We start from the raw sequence: 14,582 nt of genomic DNA, 5'->3' as shown, positions 1-14,582 counted from the left end.
TTGTGTTGTTATTCGTGCGCTTCCTTACGAAACGCAACGTACAGAACGACACTAGGCAGCATGAGATCAGTAAGCGAGAACAACCTATATGCAGAAAACCACAACCCCTGTGCAAATTCTGAAAAGGCCTGATTCGCAAGGGATAGCGAGGCAAAACGGTGGGGACTTTGCAAATCCTGAAATCACCGGGATTTCAGGATTTGATCAGCGAACCTCAGGCTCGGGACATTGCTGACGGAACTCTGTCGGAGTGGTGTTCTGAATATCCCTGAACGCCCGGTTGAACGAACTGAGGGTGCGATAACCAACATCCAGAGAGATATTGAGCACCGGCGTTTCAGGCTCCAAACGCAATCGCGCAGCGGCATCGGCCACCCGCAACTGATTGATGTAATCATTGAAATTGCGGTAGCCGAGAGTCTGATTGATGACTTTGCGCAAACGATACTCGGGGATGTCAGTGGCTTCCGAAAGTTTCTTGAGCGTGAGCTTTTCGGTTCGATAAAAACCCGACGCCATAACCCGGCCAAGTACCTCCGAATCCATTTCCTGCTGTGCCGGAATGACACTTTTCTGATCTGTCTCTGGCGCTCGGCTGCACTGTTCCCGGGGTAACTCCGCATCCGCACGGCTGCCCACAAGTTCAAGTATGCCCTCTCGTGAGGTGACCAGACAGGTGAGTGTTGTGAACGCTGCCAGCCCGGTGATGATCCCCCGGATATATTCATGATACAGCCCGAAATTCAGGCTTACCGTGGCGACCCCCACTGCGCTGCCGACAATCAGAAGAAAAGCCAAACGGGCCTTTCTGCGGGCCTCCACCAGATCATTACGCCAGTACCGGATAACCAGACTCAGACCATGCAACACCACAACGTATTCAAAGAACTGCCCCAATCGCCAGCCCAGAAAGACGTCCAGTGTCCAGGAACCATCGGATACCACAAACGGCCGCGCCAGAGCGGGTGCCAGGAAACTGTATATCGCCATCGCCGCCCATACAGACTTCAAGCGCAGTCGCGGCGCAAAAATCAACTGACACAAGAACCAGAACAGACATGGCAAGGCGGTTTGCAGATCAGAGGTAATCCAGCGCCATTGCAAGGGCATCAAGGGATCAATCAGAAAGGCCACAGACGCAATGATCACTATCAGGAAGAGTTGACCCACCAACAAATGCCGGAAGTCCCTCAGCGTGATTACAAACAGGGGCAACAGGCAACCAAGCCCGAAGCCGGTTAGTAACATCACTTTTTTTACCCTTTTGTTATTATCAGACGGTTCAACAGTCCAGGAGACAAACCGGGCGACCTGCCGTTGGTCAAACATTACTGTGCCAGGCACCGCCAGTTCAAATAAAACAATAAACCATTCAGAAATGTGCCAAAGTAATTATCTGAGTGAACCCCTGCCATAACAAGGAGTCGCGCCCTTATTGTGCCTAGCCAAGCCCATGCCAGCACAGAGGGGCGGAAGCCAATGATCTTCCGCCAGGTTATCCTCGTCATAACACTCGCTCTTCTCGCCTTTGCTCTCTGGGCAAGCCCCGAGTTCAAACACATCGCTGCAGGCGTTGCGATCTTTTTGTCTGGCATGCTCTCCCTCGAGAAAGGGTTTCGCCAGTTCACCGGCGGGTTTCTTGAGAGTATTCTGCGGCGCACAACAGACACCCTTCCGAAGAGCCTGGGCTTCGGCATTGTCAGCACCGCCATCATGCAATCCAGCTCTCTGGTATCGGTCATCACCATCTCATTCCTGAGCGCAGGCCTGCTCCCCCTGATCACCGGTATCGGCATTATTTTCGGCGCCAATCTGGGCACCACAACCGGCGCGTGGCTGTTCGCCACCATCGGCATGAAAATGAGTCTGTCGGTTTTCGCATTGCCAATGCTTGTCTTTGGCGTGGTACTGAACTTTCAGCAATCGCGCACATTGAAAGCCTTCGGGGCCATTCTCGCCGGTCTAGGGTTTCTGTTTCTCGGCATCGATTTCATGAAAGAGGGGTTCGAAAGCTACCAGTCGGCGGTCGATTTGCGTGAATATGCCATGGCCGGCGTTCCCGGGCTTCTCGTGTATACCGGGCTCGGAATCCTGGCAACGGTCATTATGCAATCGAGCCACGCTACGCTGGCTCTCACCCTGGCGGGTCTGGCCACCGGCCAGATTACCTACGACAACGCCTTGGCATTGGCTATTGGTGCCAATATCGGTACCACGGTCACCGCCCTGCTTGGCGGCCTCGGCGCCAATATCACTGGTAAACGTCTGGCCGGCGCCCATCTCCTGTTCAATGCAGCAACGGCGGTGATCGCCCTGACACTGATTGAACCCCTGCGCTGGTCCGTGGATACCTTGTCGACCCTCCTGCCGATTGCCGCTGATGACTATACCGTCAAGCTCGCTCTGTTCCACACCCTGTTCAACTGCCTGGGCGTGATCATCATGCTTCCACTGATCTCAAGGATGGCGCGCACCCTGGAGCACTGGTTACCGGAGCGGGAGGAAGAACTCGCCGCGCAGCCCCGGTACCTCAATCCCGCTGCGATGGATTCTCCCGATAGCGCCAACGTGGCGGTGCGCAGGGAAGTCTGGCACCTGTTCGATCAGGCCTTCATTATCCTTGCCCACGGTCTTCACCTGCACCGCGAACATATCCGACAGAGCAATGATCTCAGGGCAACGATCACCCATTCGCGAGAGCGCATAGACATTGACATCGACCTGGTGTACCGACAACGGGTCAAGCGCCTGTACAACGCCATTCTTGATTTCATTTCCGGGCGGATAACGCGCGAATCACCGGCCAGTTCAACCGAATCACTTTACCGTCTGCAGCATGCTGCTGCGGAAATGGTTGAGGCCATCAAACATGTCAAACACCTGCGCAAGAACCTCACGATCTACCTGGCGTCAGATAACGCCACGATCCGTAAGGAGTACAACGAGCTTCGATTGCGAGTCGCGATGGTACTCCGCGAAACCCACCGGTTTTACGAGGGTAGGTTTGACGACGCAAGCTCCGCCATTGTGGCGCTTGATGAGATTGCCAAACGTGCGCGGGTAAACCGTGAATCCATGGTCTCACGCGTTACGAAGCTTCTCGGCGAAAAGCGGATTGATGCTGCCATGGCCACGTCCCTGCTCAATGATTCCGCCTATGCCAGCGAAACCGTCGATGCCATGCTGACAGGCACCCGCGAGCTACTTACCGCCATGGATGTTGAGGCCGCCAGATCAAACGAGGAACGGTCGGTGAACGAAGAAGAACAGGCACAGGAAAAGACCTGTCTCGGTTAACCACACTTTTTTTATTGATTTTCACCCCAAATAATAGGTTACTACTATCAAAAGTACATCCTAAGGAACCCAGATGAACGCCATCCTCAAGCAATTCCTCCTGATCTCCAGCATCTATTTGCTCTCACCTACCGTTGACGCTGTCAGCCTGACTGACACCCTGTCCAAGGGAACTCAAGCGCTCTCTTCAGCAACGGAAGTCAGTGGTGAAGCACAACTGCTGGTTGGCCAGATTCAGGATCAGCTTGGCGTAACTGAAACCCAGGCAGTTGGCGGCACCAGTGCCTTACTGCAACTCGCAAAAAACCAGCTCGGCACAGACACCATAAGCACCCTGGCCAGCAAAGCCACTGGTCTGGACAGCCTGTTGGGAGGCACCAGCAGCCTGAGCGGAAGCCTGCTTTCCGGTCTCTCATCGATGGACGGGGTCCAGTCGGCCTTCTCCGCACTGGGTATGGATTCAGGCCTGATTCAGCAATTCGTCCCTATCGTACTGGGCTTTCTGGGTAACCAGGACGTTGGTTCGTCTTTGATCGGACAACTGCAAGGCCTCTGGACACCCGCCAGCTAGCTGAAACGCTAGTCCACAAGCGCGATTCAAGCTGACAAGCTGAGGTGAATACCTGCCTCAACCGACTGAAGGCAGGCAATCTCACAGTAGGTTTTCAATCAGGTACGTTATATCCACGTACCTGATTGCGCCCTCCCGCAGCCAAATTCCATTCGGCAACGCCTTTTTTTTCGTCCAGACACCGGACAGGGATATTGCGTCTTATCCCCGCCGATGACACTCTACCAGCCCACTTCCCTGCAACGACCGACGATGCCAGAAAAGCCTCCCTTGCATACCTTGCGCGACTCGCCATCAGCAACACCCGGGGCCATACCCTCCGGGCGAGACGTCTCCGAAGCCGAGATAGAACAGGCCATCCACTCAGGTATCGAACGTTATTTTGACGAATGCCGCGCACGGGTCCCGGCTTTTATCGACCGTCATTTCCATTTTCCCGGCGCCATCGCCACCAACCGAAAGGCACTGGGATGGGACATGCTGCGGGCACCAATCAATCTGCTCTGGGCCCCGGTGTACGCCCTCGCATCGCTGATAACGGCCCTGATGCCAGAACGAAAAGGCCTGATGTGGCTGCACCGGCTGGCCCATCGGGTGCCTGCCGGCCTGACCACGCGGGTACAGCAACACATCTCAAACCTGATCCTGGTGGAACTGTTGAACAACGACCAGCAGGGCCTGACACTTGAAAGCTATCTGGTTGGGTCATTGGAAACGCTCTATGAGCGCCATAGCAGCGGGCCTGTCGACCATCGCCAGTTCAGCCAGATGATTGAGCCCCTGGTCGCGGAAACGCTCAGTCAGTACCGGGTGAGCCGGACGGCGTCGGCCGACATCACCAACAGTATCAGCTGCACAGTGCTGGGCGCGTTCGCCTTCCAGAAGTTTACCCCGGGAGGCATCGGGCTCGGCATAGTGCTCGCCTCCATGTTGGCCAAAATCCTGGCCGCAAGGGACTTTATCCTCGGAGAAACCATTGGCGGGTGGTACTACAGCGTCTTTCCGCCGGAGCCTTCACTGGCCACAACGGCCGGCGTGATGGTCGCTGTCATGGCCGCTTTAGCGGCATTTGCGGCTCTGTCTGGCGTGATATCGGATCCGGTTCAGGCAGCGCTCGGCTTACACCGACGCCGCCTGCACAAACTGCTGGATCACCTGCAGAAGGACGTTATGCTCAGCACCCAGAGCAGCTTCCGCCCGAAGGATCAGTTTGTGGCCAGGGTTCTGGACACATTCGACATGATCAAATCGGGCTTGCTTTAGTTAGCCAGCTCCCAGATCCGGCAAGGTAGACATTCACCAGCTCACGCATACCTTGCCAAAATGAGCGCCGCTTTTCTGGTAGGCAAACGCCCCGGCAAGGTCGCTGAAAGGGAACACTTTGTCGATGACCGGGCGACGGTCGTTTGCCTCAAGGGCTTTCACATATTCCATCTGGTGTTTACGACTACCAACCAGCAAACCTTGCAAACGCACCTGTTTGAACATCATTGCCGCCGTTGGCACCGTGCCCTCAAAACCGGTCAACACACCAATCAATGAAATCTGCCCGCCCGGGGCAACCGCCTGAATCGACTGTTCGAGCGTTCCGGGGCCACCTACCTCAATAATCTGCCTTGCACCTCTGCCCTGGGTCAGTTCAAGCACCTTTTGCCCCCAGTCGGGCGTTTGGCGATAGTTGATGACCTCGTCCGCACCCAGTGACCTGAGCCTTGCAAGCTTGTCGTCGGATGACGACGTTGCAATCACCCGTGCACCCGACATCCTGGCGATCTGCAGCGCCGCAATCGAGACGCCGCCGGTCCCCAGGGTGACAATCGTATCGCCTGCCTGAAGCTGACCATCACTCACCAGCGCACGCCATGCGGTTACCCCGGCCGTGGTGATGGTTGCAGACTGCTCAGGCGTCCAGCCCTCAGGCGCATGAGTGAACGCATTGGCTGATCGGGTAACCACTTCCGCAGCCATACCATCAACACCGTCACCCGGGGTCTGCGCAAAGTCACTCACCGACGCGCCTGCCGGCCCGCTCTGCCATTGGGGGAAAAACACCGAAACAACGGAATCACCAACGCTGAATTCAGTGACACCCTCTCCGACCGCCTCGACCACACCGGCACCGTCAGACAGCAGAATACGATCGTCTTCGGTTGGCAGGGCTCCCTCAGCAACCAGCAGGTCATGGTAATTCAGAGAACTGGCCTGGATGCGTACTCTGATTTCACCGCGCCCGGGTGACGTCTCAACAGCCTCCTCGCTGAGCCTGATGTGGTTCAATCCGCCAGGTTGTTTGAGAGTCATTGCTTTCATAAAGCCCTCCAGAAGGAATTGGTTGGGGTGCATAACACGAGTGACCTATCGGCACAGTTTGAATCGTGATTTCGTGGAATTCACTCCGCCTTTGGGCCCGGTTACCCCTGCCATTGGTCGCAGTCTGTTCAAGGCTACAGGTATGGAAAACCAGAGGTGAACAGCATGGAGGCTGCCAACAGGGATGGCACGTGGACACAGGGTTACTGTCCCTTCAGGAACCCGTCCGGAACTTGCACCCACTCTGCCCCCATGCCACGGTAATATGACAATTCTCGAACGGAGGATAGAAAATGCTCTATTGGGCTATTGTCTGTCTGATCATCGCAGTTATCGCTGGTGTCCTGGGTTTCGGTGGCATTGCTGGAGCCGCCGCCGGCTTTGCGAAGATTCTGTTTTTCATCTTTCTTGCACTGCTGGTGATATCGCTGGTGGCTAACGCCCTCAGGGGCAAAGGCCCGAAAGTCTAGCAACCAGGCCGCTGCTGCCACCTCCACACTCTTTTCCGGCAGCGGCGGCGCATCATTTCCAGACCACGGTCTGACCAGGCACGCTGAAACGACCCACGGCCATCACCCCGGCATTTCCCAGGCCACGTTACCTCCAGCTTGCTTACCTCCAACCTGAACAACGCTGCATCCGGATACGGGGATTAAGGAGCAATCTCTATGACCTGGCTATCACAGAATTATGAAACCATCTCAGCCCTCACCTCCATCGGAACACTCTTCATCTGGCTGTTCTATGCCCAACTGCTGTACTCCGGCTACAAGCGCCAACGCAGGCCCCGAATCATCATCAATCGGGGCAGACGAAAAGACGCAGACGCCCTGTGCATCATAAGCAATATGAGCGCAGAACCCGTTTTCGTGGAATACATCATCGCTGAGCTGGAGACCAACCAGGGAAGCATCACGATCGATGTCACTGACTATGAGCGTGAGTACGACCATCGTGCCAGCGAGGACAAAAATCCGGGAGCAGTTGAGCGCACCCAGACACCCATTCCCGAGCGTGTTCGTGACAATACCCGGCAGGGTCCCTTGCACTCCGGAGATTTCCTCCATATCGGATCGTTTCGGGAAATCATCCGGCGAGTTGCAAGCACTGAGAACATTGAACTTGACGGGCAACTGCCAGCACAGAACATTCAGTTCAAGCGCTTAACCATCAAGTTGATTGGCGTCTACGGGTCGGAAGATCTTCCCACAGGGGCAGAACGAAGCTTCAGCCTTGTCGTCCATGACACCATTTGCGACCTTGCACCGGAAACCTGGGATACCCAGCATCAAGCCTCCTGGTTGCAACGGAGAAAACTGCGCAAGACACTCAAAAAACTCAATGAATCTAACGACTGCACCTACTCTCCTATCCAGAAGGTCAGTTAAGCATTGCCAGGATTCCGGTCCACACACCCAACTCTTCAGTGCCCGATGAATGCTGAACCAATTATCGGTTTTACCAATTACAAAAACCCAAAACATCCAGTTAACAGATTTATAGCTACCTAATAGAATATGGATATTCCAAAAAGTTAGGAGCGGGCAATGTTCAGAGGATTAGGGTTATGCGCATTTCTGACACTCGCCGGTTATGGGCTGGCTGCCCTGCCGCCGGTGCAAAAGACGGGCCTGGGACCTTTGGTGTTCACGCTATTGCTGGGTCTTGTTATCGGAAATCTCAGGCTCAGCAAGCGACTGAGCGGCGTCTCAGCCGGCCTCCAGTTTTCAGCACGCTGGTTATTACGGACCGGAATCGTGCTGTTTGGATTCTCGCTCACCTTGCAACAGCTAATCGGCCTTGGCCCCAAAATCATCGTGCTGGATATGCTGGTGGTTCTCACGATTACGACCGCAGGTTATTGGCTGGGTACTCGCTGGCTGAAGCTTGATCGCGATACTGCCATCCTGACCAGCGCGGGAAGTGCCATCTGTGGAGCGGCGGCAGTGCTGGCAACCGAGAGCGCGATTCGCGCGCGGCCAGCCGCCACCTCCATGGCGGTAGCAACGGTGGTTCTGTTCGGCACCCTGGCCATGTTCATCTATCCGGTGCTGTATCCCCTGCTCGGCTGGGAGCAAGGACTATACGGAATTTACATTGGATCGACCGTACACGAGGTTGCTCAGGTTGTGGCCGCTGGTGGTGCTGTCGGACAGGAAGCCCTGGCTAACGCTGTTATTGTGAAACTGGTTCGGGTGATGCTTCTGGTACCCTTTCTTCTGATCGTTGGTCAGATCTGGACAAGGTACCGCCGCACCGAAGGCGGGGCTGAGAATGACGGTGGCAAGCTGACCATTCCCTGGTTCGCTTTTGGCTTTATCGCTGTTGTTTTGCTCAACAGCCTGTTGCATATGCCGCAGCCGATACAAGGTGGACTGGTATTTACCGGGCACGTCGCCATGACCATGGCAATGGCGGCTCTGGGCTACCAGACCCGGATCGAAGCGCTCCGACACCTGGGCCTGAAGCCATTTATTTTGGCACTCTGCCTGTTCGGTGCGCTGCTCGCCGGGGGCGCTCTGGTCACGCCGGCGCTGATTGGCGCAGCATAGGGCCAATCAACGCCGGAGGGCAATCATCAGGCCCCTACCAGGGGCCTACAACATAACCAAGCTTCTCCGGCAACCACAGCGCAATGCCCGGCACCAGCATCACCAACAGCAGACTCAATCCCATGGCCGCGATGAACACCAGTGCCCAGCCAATGGTATGTTCCAGACGGATGTTGGCTATACGGGTGGTCACCATCAGGTTAACGGCAACCGGCGGCGTAAACTGCCCGATGGCGATGTTCATCGCCAGCAGAATGCCGAACCAGATCGGGTTCCAGCCAAAATGGTTCATCAGCGGCAGCACGATCGGGATCAAAATCAGGTAGATGGAAATGGCGTCCAGCAACATACCGGCGATCAGCACCAGGACCATCACAAGACCCAGTAGCACCCACCCGTTTTCCGAGAGCGAAAGCAGCGCATCCGCCAGATGCTGGAAGGTGCCCAGAGTGGTGCCGGCCCAGGCAAAGATACCGGCCAATGCAATGATAAACATGACCACCCCGGAGGTAACGGCCGCTTCGGTCATCAGGTTCCACAGATCCCGGATACCCAGATTCCGGTACAACAGGCAACCAACCAGCACCCCATAGGTTACTGCGACGACAGCGGCCTCCGTTGGCGTGAAAAGCCCCGACCGAAGCCCTCCGAGAATAATCACCGGTGCAAACAACGCCGGCAGCGCGGCCTTGAAGCTGGGCCACAGTAGCGGACGCTCCACAGTTTCCGGATCTTCCCACCGATACTTGCGGGCAAAATACAGCGCCGGCGCCAACAGAGAGATGCCCGCCAGGATGCCGGGGAAAAGTCCGGCGGCAAAGAGCGCCCGCAAATCAACGCCAGGAACCACAATAGAATAGAGAATCAACGCAATGGAAGGCGGAATCAGAATCGCCGTAGACGACGAAGCCGCAATCAGAGAAGCCGAAAACGGCTGCGGGTAACCGGCTTTCTTCATACTCGGCAGCATCACCATCGCTACCGCCGCCGCGTCGGCAGGGCCAGATCCGCTCATACCGCCCATGATGAGGCACACCAGCACCGCAACAACCGTCAACCCACCATGACGGGGGCCAATAACCGCCTGGGCAAACCGCACCAGACTGGCAGCCACCCCCGCGCGCTCGAAAATCAGTCCTGTCAGGATGAACAGAGGAATCGCAATAAGCGGGTACTTGGCCACACTGTTGTAGGTGTTGGTGCCAAAGGTACCCAGCATGGCCGGGGGTAAACCGGCCACAATACCGACCACGCCACCCACACCCAGGGCAATGGCCACTGGCACACCCATCAGCAGAGCCAGCAGGAAACTGGCGATCATCAACAGATCAGGACTCATGAACGGCCTCCGGATCTGTCTTGCCACGCAGTCGGTCAACCATGTTCTGGGTTGTGCGAATGAAAATGGCCACTGACAACAACGGCAGCCAGACAACGTAGATCCAGTTGGGCAGCCCCAGCCCCGGCGACAGAGATTCCCACTGGTATTCCTGCAGGGCAAAGGTACTGCCATACCACGTCATGGCACCCAGAACGGTCGCGCCAGCCAGCCATTGCAGCACATACAGCACTTTGCGGGCCCAGAGCGGAAGGTAATGTTCAATCAACTCAATACGAATATGCTGGTTGTGACGAGCAGCCACTGCCGCTCCACCAAAGGTAAGCACCACCAGGAAGAACACCGAAAACTCCTCGGTGAAGGCAAATGAGGCATCCGTGGTATAGCGGACAATCACATTACCCAGACTGATGCCGCAGATTGCAATCAGTGCAATGGTGGCCAGCCAGGCCTCAGGGCGAAACTTGGGAGTTCGGGACGGCATGTCAGCTCCGGGTCGGGACAAGCGCCCGCCAAAGATGGCGGACGCGGAGGCAGGTTTGAATTACTGGTTGCGATTGGCAACAGCGTCCTTCGCCTGCTGGACTAGATCTTCACCAATGCGAGGGGTCCACTTTTCGTAGACAGATTTGGTCGCATCAATGAAGGCATTGCGCTGTGCAGGGGTCAGCTCGGTCACTTCCACGCCACGTGCCTTGATCTCGGCAAGGATTGCGTCCACTTCGCCCCGGGATTTCTCGATTTCCCACTGGCCAGCATCAATTGCCGCCTGCTTCAGCAGAGCCTGATCTTCTGCAGAAAACTGATCCCACACCTGATTGCTGACAGCGAACACCAGCGGGTCGGCCATATAATGCCAGCGCGTCAGGAAGCTCTGACCCACCTGATCGATGCGCGCCACGTCAAAGACCGACAACGGGTTTTCCTGACCATCCACGGCACCGGTAGTCAGTGCCGGCTTGGCGTCAGCCCAGCTCATCTGGGTAGGATTGGCGCCCAGAGCCGTGAAGGTGTCCTGGAACAGAGGCGAGCCCACAACGCGAATTTTCAGACCGTCCAGATCGGCCGGCTCATCAATGGTCTGCTTGGAGTTAGACAATTCCCGGAAGCCGTTCTCGCCCCAGCCCAGCGGCGTAACACCACGTTTCTTGATGGCAGCGAAAATTGCCTCGCCAGCCTCACCCTGGGTGATGGCATCAATGGCGGCGTAGTCCGGCATCAGGAACGGCAGGGAGAACAGGTTCAGTTCCGGCACCTGGGGCGACCAGTTAATGGTAGACCCTACGGCCATATCAATCAGGCCGGACCGCATGGCAGAAAACTCCTTGGTCTGGTCACCGGAGACCAGCTGGGAGTTACTGTAAATCTTCATATTGATACGGCCGTCGGAGCGCTCTTTTACCAACTCCACCCATTTGTCGGCAGCCTGGCCCCAGGGAAAGGCTGACGGAAGAACCGTTGAGACGGTGTATTCATCCTTGTAATCGGCGTGAGAAGCGACACTGAACAGGAGTGTAGCCGCCGCAGTGGCAGCCAGAAAGGCACGACGTTTCAACATAGCGTTTTCCTTCTTATTGGAGTTGACCAGATCGCCAAACAGCCATCTGGCAGCGGACCGCCCCGCGATTATAGAAACGGAGATAGGGGGAGGCAATAGAAGAGGAACCTATCAATAAGTCGACCCACTATTTGCGAGCGTCTCGAAGCATGCTACCAACCCGCGTACAGACGGGCGTTCCGGCTCTCCACAATCCTTCAGAAAGGCTTGAACTTTGGCCAAAAACGACCAACACTTCAGAGATCATTACTTCATAAAACGAGCACTTTGTTAATGCCCACCAAAGACAGTGAGGCCGATCAGGAGCAACAGCGCTGTAACGCCTTGCAAACATTGGAGACCAGCGAACAGCGTTTCCGTGCCTATTTCGAGCAATCCATGTTTGGAATGGCCACCACCGGTCCGGACAACCAATGGATCGAGTTCAACCAGGCGTTCTGCGACCTGTTCGGCTACACCCCGGAGGAATTGAAGACCAGAACCTGGGCTGATCTGGTCCATCCGGATCGCCATAGTCACCAGGAAAGCCTCATCCAGAAACTGGTCGGCGGAGTCATTGACGATTTCGTGATGGAAACCCGGTATATCCGGAAATCCGGTGACAACATTGATGTGCTCCTTTCCACACGCGCGGTTCGAAACCCGGATGACAGCCTGGCCTATACTGTCAGCCAGATCGAAGACATCACATTCCGGAAGCTCGCTGAGCGGCGTGAGCAGATGCGACGCAAGGCACTGGAAAGCGTTGCGCAGGGCGCCTCCCTGAAAGAGATTATGCTGCAGATTGTCGAGGCCGCTGAAGCGATCTATCCCGGGGCCATGTGCTCAATCCTGCTGATGGACAGAGAAGAAAAGCATCTGTTGATTGGCGCTGCGCCCAGCCTGCCCGACCGTTATAACCAGGCGATTCATGGTATACAGATCGGTATGGCCGTTGGCTCCTGCGGTACCGCTGCGTTTACCGGCAAACGCACCATTGTCTCCGACATTGCGTCCGACCCTTACTGGAAAGACTACAGGGCGATGGCTCTTGATGCAGGCTTGGCCGCGAGCTGGTCAGAGCCGATTCTGTCGGCCTCCGGCAAAGTACTGGGAACCTTCGCTATATACCGCAGCGAGGCCAGCTCCCCCGACGAACAGGAAATCGCTCTGATCGAGAGTGTCGCCAACCTGGTTTCAATCGTGATCGAGAGAGCCCGGGCCCAGGAAGAGCTTGATCTTGCCGCCTCCATTTATAACCACAGCTCCGAATCCGTACTGGTGGCCGACGCGGACAACCGAATCATTGCCATCAACCCGGCCTTCGCCCGCACAACCGGCTACAGTTTTGAGGAAGTACAGGGAAAGAATCCGGCCATCCTCAGCTCCGGCCGCCACGATGCTGCCTTCTTTGAGGCCATGTGGAAAGAAATCCACGAGAAAGGGGTCTGGCAGGGAGAGATCTGGAACCGTCGCAAGAATGGCGAAGTTTTTCCGGAATGGCTCACCATCAACACCCTTCATAACGAAAAGGGCGAAATCCAGCATTACGTTGCCATGGGCTGGGATATCACCAAAAAAATCCGTTCCGATGAACTGATCTGGCGCCAGGCCAACTACGATTTCCTGACCGATCTGCCTAACCGGTATATGTTTCAGGATCGCCTGGAACAGGAAATCCGGGCATCGCAACGAGAAGGCTCCCTGCTGGCGCTTTTGTTCATCGATCTGGACCACTTCAAAGACATCAATGACACCCTTGGACACCCGGTGGGTGATCAGTTACTGATCCAGACCGCTGAACGCATCAACCACTGCACCAGGGGGTCTGACACCGTTGCACGAATGGGCGGGGACGAATTCACCGTTATTCTGCGAGATCTGGCCAAAACCGCTGATGCCGAAGCCGTAGCCGAGCAGATTATTAACAAGCTGGCCGTTCCCTACACCATCAACGGCGAGACCATCTATGCCACCACCAGTATCGGCATCGCCTTCTGTCCTGATGACGCCTCAGATGTAGACCAGTTGGTCAGTAGCGCCGACCAGGCCATGTATGCGTCCAAATCGGCGGGCCGCAACCGTATCAGCTATTTCACCCGCGCCCTGCAGGATTCGGCCCGGAACCGCCTCGCGCTGATTGCGGACATGCGGCTTGCCCTTCAGAACGAGGAGTTTGAAGTATTCTTCCAGCCGATTCTCGACCTGGCCAGCGGACAGATTCAAAAAGCAGAAGCGTTGATACGCTGGAATCACCCCCGGCGCGGTTTGATCAGCCCGGCAGACTTCATCCCTCTGGCGGAGGAAACCGGGTTGATTGTCGAGATCGGCGACTGGGTATTCCGGGAATCAGCCGCCGCTGCCAAGCAATGGTACGACCTCACCGGGATCGGTATACCAGTGTCTGTCAACATGTCACCGATACAGTTCCAGAGCGACGCTCTGAGTATCAGCAGCTGGCTGGAACACCTGCACGCGCTTGGTCTGGAAGAACGGTTCCTGAGCATCGAGATTACCGAAAGCCTGCTTCTGAACGCCAACAAGGAAGTGAAAGACAGACTTCTGCACTTCCGTGATGCCGGCATTCAGGTGGCCATTGATGATTTCGGAATCGGCTACTCTGCCCTGTCTTACCTCAAACGGTTTGATATCGACTATCTGAAGATTGACCAGTCGTTTGTAAAGAACATGGAAACCGAACAGAACGATCGGGTGCTTTCCGAAGCGATTGTGGTTATGGCCCACAAGCTTGGCATGCAGGTCATTGCTGAGGGTGTTGAGACCGAAGCCCAACGCCGCCTGCTGCTGGACATGGGCTGCGACAGCGGACAGGGCTACCTCTTTTCCCGCCCCCTGCCTGCCAAAGAGTTCAAGGTACTCATCCTGAATGCCCCGGGGAAGACTTTGCGCCCCTGATAACCAATGTGATCTAATTTCAGGCCATTCCAACTGGCCAAAGCCGCTCTCTGGAGTCCT

General features: G+C 56.0%; 12 protein-coding genes. 7 read left to right on the top strand and 5 right to left on the bottom strand.

Annotated features, from left to right (window positions below; translation table 11 throughout):
- Positions 1-204 precede the first annotated feature (204 nt).
- Positions 205-1,248 (bottom strand): helix-turn-helix domain-containing protein, encoded by a 1,044-nt coding sequence (locus tag KO499_RS07865; protein ID WP_215983414.1) that lies wholly within the window; start codon positions 1,246-1,248, stop codon positions 205-207.
- Positions 1,249-1,437: 189 nt separating this feature from the next.
- Here KO499_RS07865 and KO499_RS07860 point away from each other — a divergent pair, with 189 nt between their 5' ends.
- The 3 genes from KO499_RS07860 (at position 1,438) to KO499_RS07850 (ending at position 5,131) form a co-directional block, all read left to right on the top strand.
- Positions 1,438-3,297, top strand: a complete 1,860-nt coding sequence (locus tag KO499_RS07860) for a Na/Pi symporter (RefSeq protein WP_323133327.1) — start codon at positions 1,438-1,440, stop codon at positions 3,295-3,297.
- A 73-nt stretch (positions 3,298-3,370) separates the two neighbouring features.
- Positions 3,371-3,868 carry a DUF2780 domain-containing protein gene (locus KO499_RS07855; RefSeq protein WP_215983140.1) on the top strand — a complete coding sequence of 166 codons (498 nt, stop codon included), beginning with the start codon at positions 3,371-3,373 and terminating at the stop codon, positions 3,866-3,868.
- 252 nt (positions 3,869-4,120) lie between these two features.
- Positions 4,121-5,131, top strand: a complete 1,011-nt coding sequence (locus KO499_RS07850) for a DUF6635 family protein (protein ID WP_228339783.1) — start codon at positions 4,121-4,123, stop codon at positions 5,129-5,131.
- A 33-nt stretch (positions 5,132-5,164) separates the two neighbouring features.
- Here KO499_RS07850 and KO499_RS07845 read toward each other — a convergent pair whose 3' ends face one another.
- Complete coding sequence (locus KO499_RS07845; RefSeq protein WP_215983139.1) at positions 5,165-6,178, bottom strand: zinc-dependent alcohol dehydrogenase family protein; 1,014 nt, start codon at positions 6,176-6,178, stop codon at positions 5,165-5,167.
- Positions 6,179-6,471: 293 nt separating this feature from the next.
- Between KO499_RS07845 and KO499_RS07840 the strand changes: the two genes are divergently transcribed.
- The 3 genes from KO499_RS07840 to KO499_RS07830 all read left to right on the top strand — a co-directional run bounded on the left by KO499_RS07840 (position 6,472) and on the right by KO499_RS07830 (position 8,730).
- Positions 6,472-6,648 carry a DUF1328 domain-containing protein gene (locus KO499_RS07840; RefSeq protein ID WP_215983138.1) on the top strand — a complete coding sequence of 59 codons (177 nt, stop codon included), beginning with the start codon at positions 6,472-6,474 and terminating at the stop codon, positions 6,646-6,648.
- Positions 6,649-6,846: 198 nt separating this feature from the next.
- Positions 6,847-7,566: a hypothetical protein gene (locus KO499_RS07835; protein WP_215983137.1), complete on the top strand. Its 720-nt coding sequence runs from the start codon at positions 6,847-6,849 to the stop codon at positions 7,564-7,566.
- Between the two features lie 159 nt (positions 7,567-7,725).
- On the top strand, positions 7,726-8,730 hold the full coding sequence (locus tag KO499_RS07830) for a YeiH family protein (protein ID WP_215983136.1): 1,005 nt from the start codon (positions 7,726-7,728) through the stop codon (positions 8,728-8,730).
- Between the two features lie 34 nt (positions 8,731-8,764).
- Here the strand turns inward: KO499_RS07830 and KO499_RS07825 are convergent, their stop codons facing one another.
- Genes KO499_RS07825 through KO499_RS07815 form a run of 3 tightly spaced genes read right to left on the bottom strand, consistent with a single transcriptional unit; the run spans position 8,765 to position 11,627 of the window.
- A complete protein-coding gene (locus KO499_RS07825; RefSeq protein ID WP_215983135.1) occupies positions 8,765-10,069 on the bottom strand; it encodes a TRAP transporter large permease in 1,305 nt (434 codons plus the stop codon).
- Positions 10,059-10,553 carry a TRAP transporter small permease gene (locus KO499_RS07820; RefSeq protein ID WP_215983134.1) on the bottom strand — a complete coding sequence of 165 codons (495 nt, stop codon included), beginning with the start codon at positions 10,551-10,553 and terminating at the stop codon, positions 10,059-10,061. The genes KO499_RS07825 and KO499_RS07820 overlap by 11 nt, the downstream gene beginning before the upstream one ends.
- Positions 10,554-10,613: 60 nt before the next feature.
- Entirely contained in the window at positions 10,614-11,627 is a 1,014-nt protein-coding gene (locus tag KO499_RS07815; RefSeq protein ID WP_215983133.1) for a DctP family TRAP transporter solute-binding subunit, read from the bottom strand.
- A gap of 273 nt (positions 11,628-11,900) precedes the next feature.
- Between KO499_RS07815 and KO499_RS07810 the strand changes: the two genes are divergently transcribed.
- Positions 11,901-14,522 carry an EAL domain-containing protein gene (locus KO499_RS07810; protein ID WP_215983132.1) on the top strand — a complete coding sequence of 874 codons (2,622 nt, stop codon included), beginning with the start codon at positions 11,901-11,903 and terminating at the stop codon, positions 14,520-14,522.
- Positions 14,523-14,582: the final 60 nt, after the last annotated feature.

The sequence above is a fragment of the Marinobacter sp. F3R08 genome, from assembly GCF_018860425.1.
Classification (GTDB): domain Bacteria; phylum Pseudomonadota; class Gammaproteobacteria; order Pseudomonadales; family Oleiphilaceae; genus Marinobacter.
This window is presented reverse-complemented; position numbering and strand designations above follow the sequence as displayed.

What these genes read in the sequence shown, in the direction of transcription:
- KO499_RS07865 (WP_215983414.1), bottom strand. Translation starts at nt 1,248, where the DNA reads ATGTTACTAACCGGCTTCGGGCTTGGTTGCCTGTTGCCCCTGTTTGTA.
- KO499_RS07855 (WP_215983140.1), top strand. Translation starts at nt 3,371, where the DNA reads ATGAACGCCATCCTCAAGCAATTCCTCCTGATCTCCAGCATCTATTTG.
- KO499_RS07850 (WP_228339783.1), top strand. Translation starts at nt 4,121, where the DNA reads ATGCCAGAAAAGCCTCCCTTGCATACCTTGCGCGACTCGCCATCAGCA.
- KO499_RS07845 (WP_215983139.1), bottom strand. Translation starts at nt 6,178, where the DNA reads ATGAAAGCAATGACTCTCAAACAACCTGGCGGATTGAACCACATCAGG.
- KO499_RS07840 (WP_215983138.1), top strand. Translation starts at nt 6,472, where the DNA reads ATGCTCTATTGGGCTATTGTCTGTCTGATCATCGCAGTTATCGCTGGT.
- KO499_RS07835 (WP_215983137.1), top strand. Translation starts at nt 6,847, where the DNA reads ATGACCTGGCTATCACAGAATTATGAAACCATCTCAGCCCTCACCTCC.
- KO499_RS07830 (WP_215983136.1), top strand. Translation starts at nt 7,726, where the DNA reads ATGTTCAGAGGATTAGGGTTATGCGCATTTCTGACACTCGCCGGTTAT.
- KO499_RS07825 (WP_215983135.1), bottom strand. Translation starts at nt 10,069, where the DNA reads ATGAGTCCTGATCTGTTGATGATCGCCAGTTTCCTGCTGGCTCTGCTG.
- KO499_RS07820 (WP_215983134.1), bottom strand. Translation starts at nt 10,553, where the DNA reads ATGCCGTCCCGAACTCCCAAGTTTCGCCCTGAGGCCTGGCTGGCCACC.
- KO499_RS07815 (WP_215983133.1), bottom strand. Translation starts at nt 11,627, where the DNA reads ATGTTGAAACGTCGTGCCTTTCTGGCTGCCACTGCGGCGGCTACACTC.
- KO499_RS07810 (WP_215983132.1), top strand. Translation starts at nt 11,901, where the DNA reads ATGCCCACCAAAGACAGTGAGGCCGATCAGGAGCAACAGCGCTGTAAC.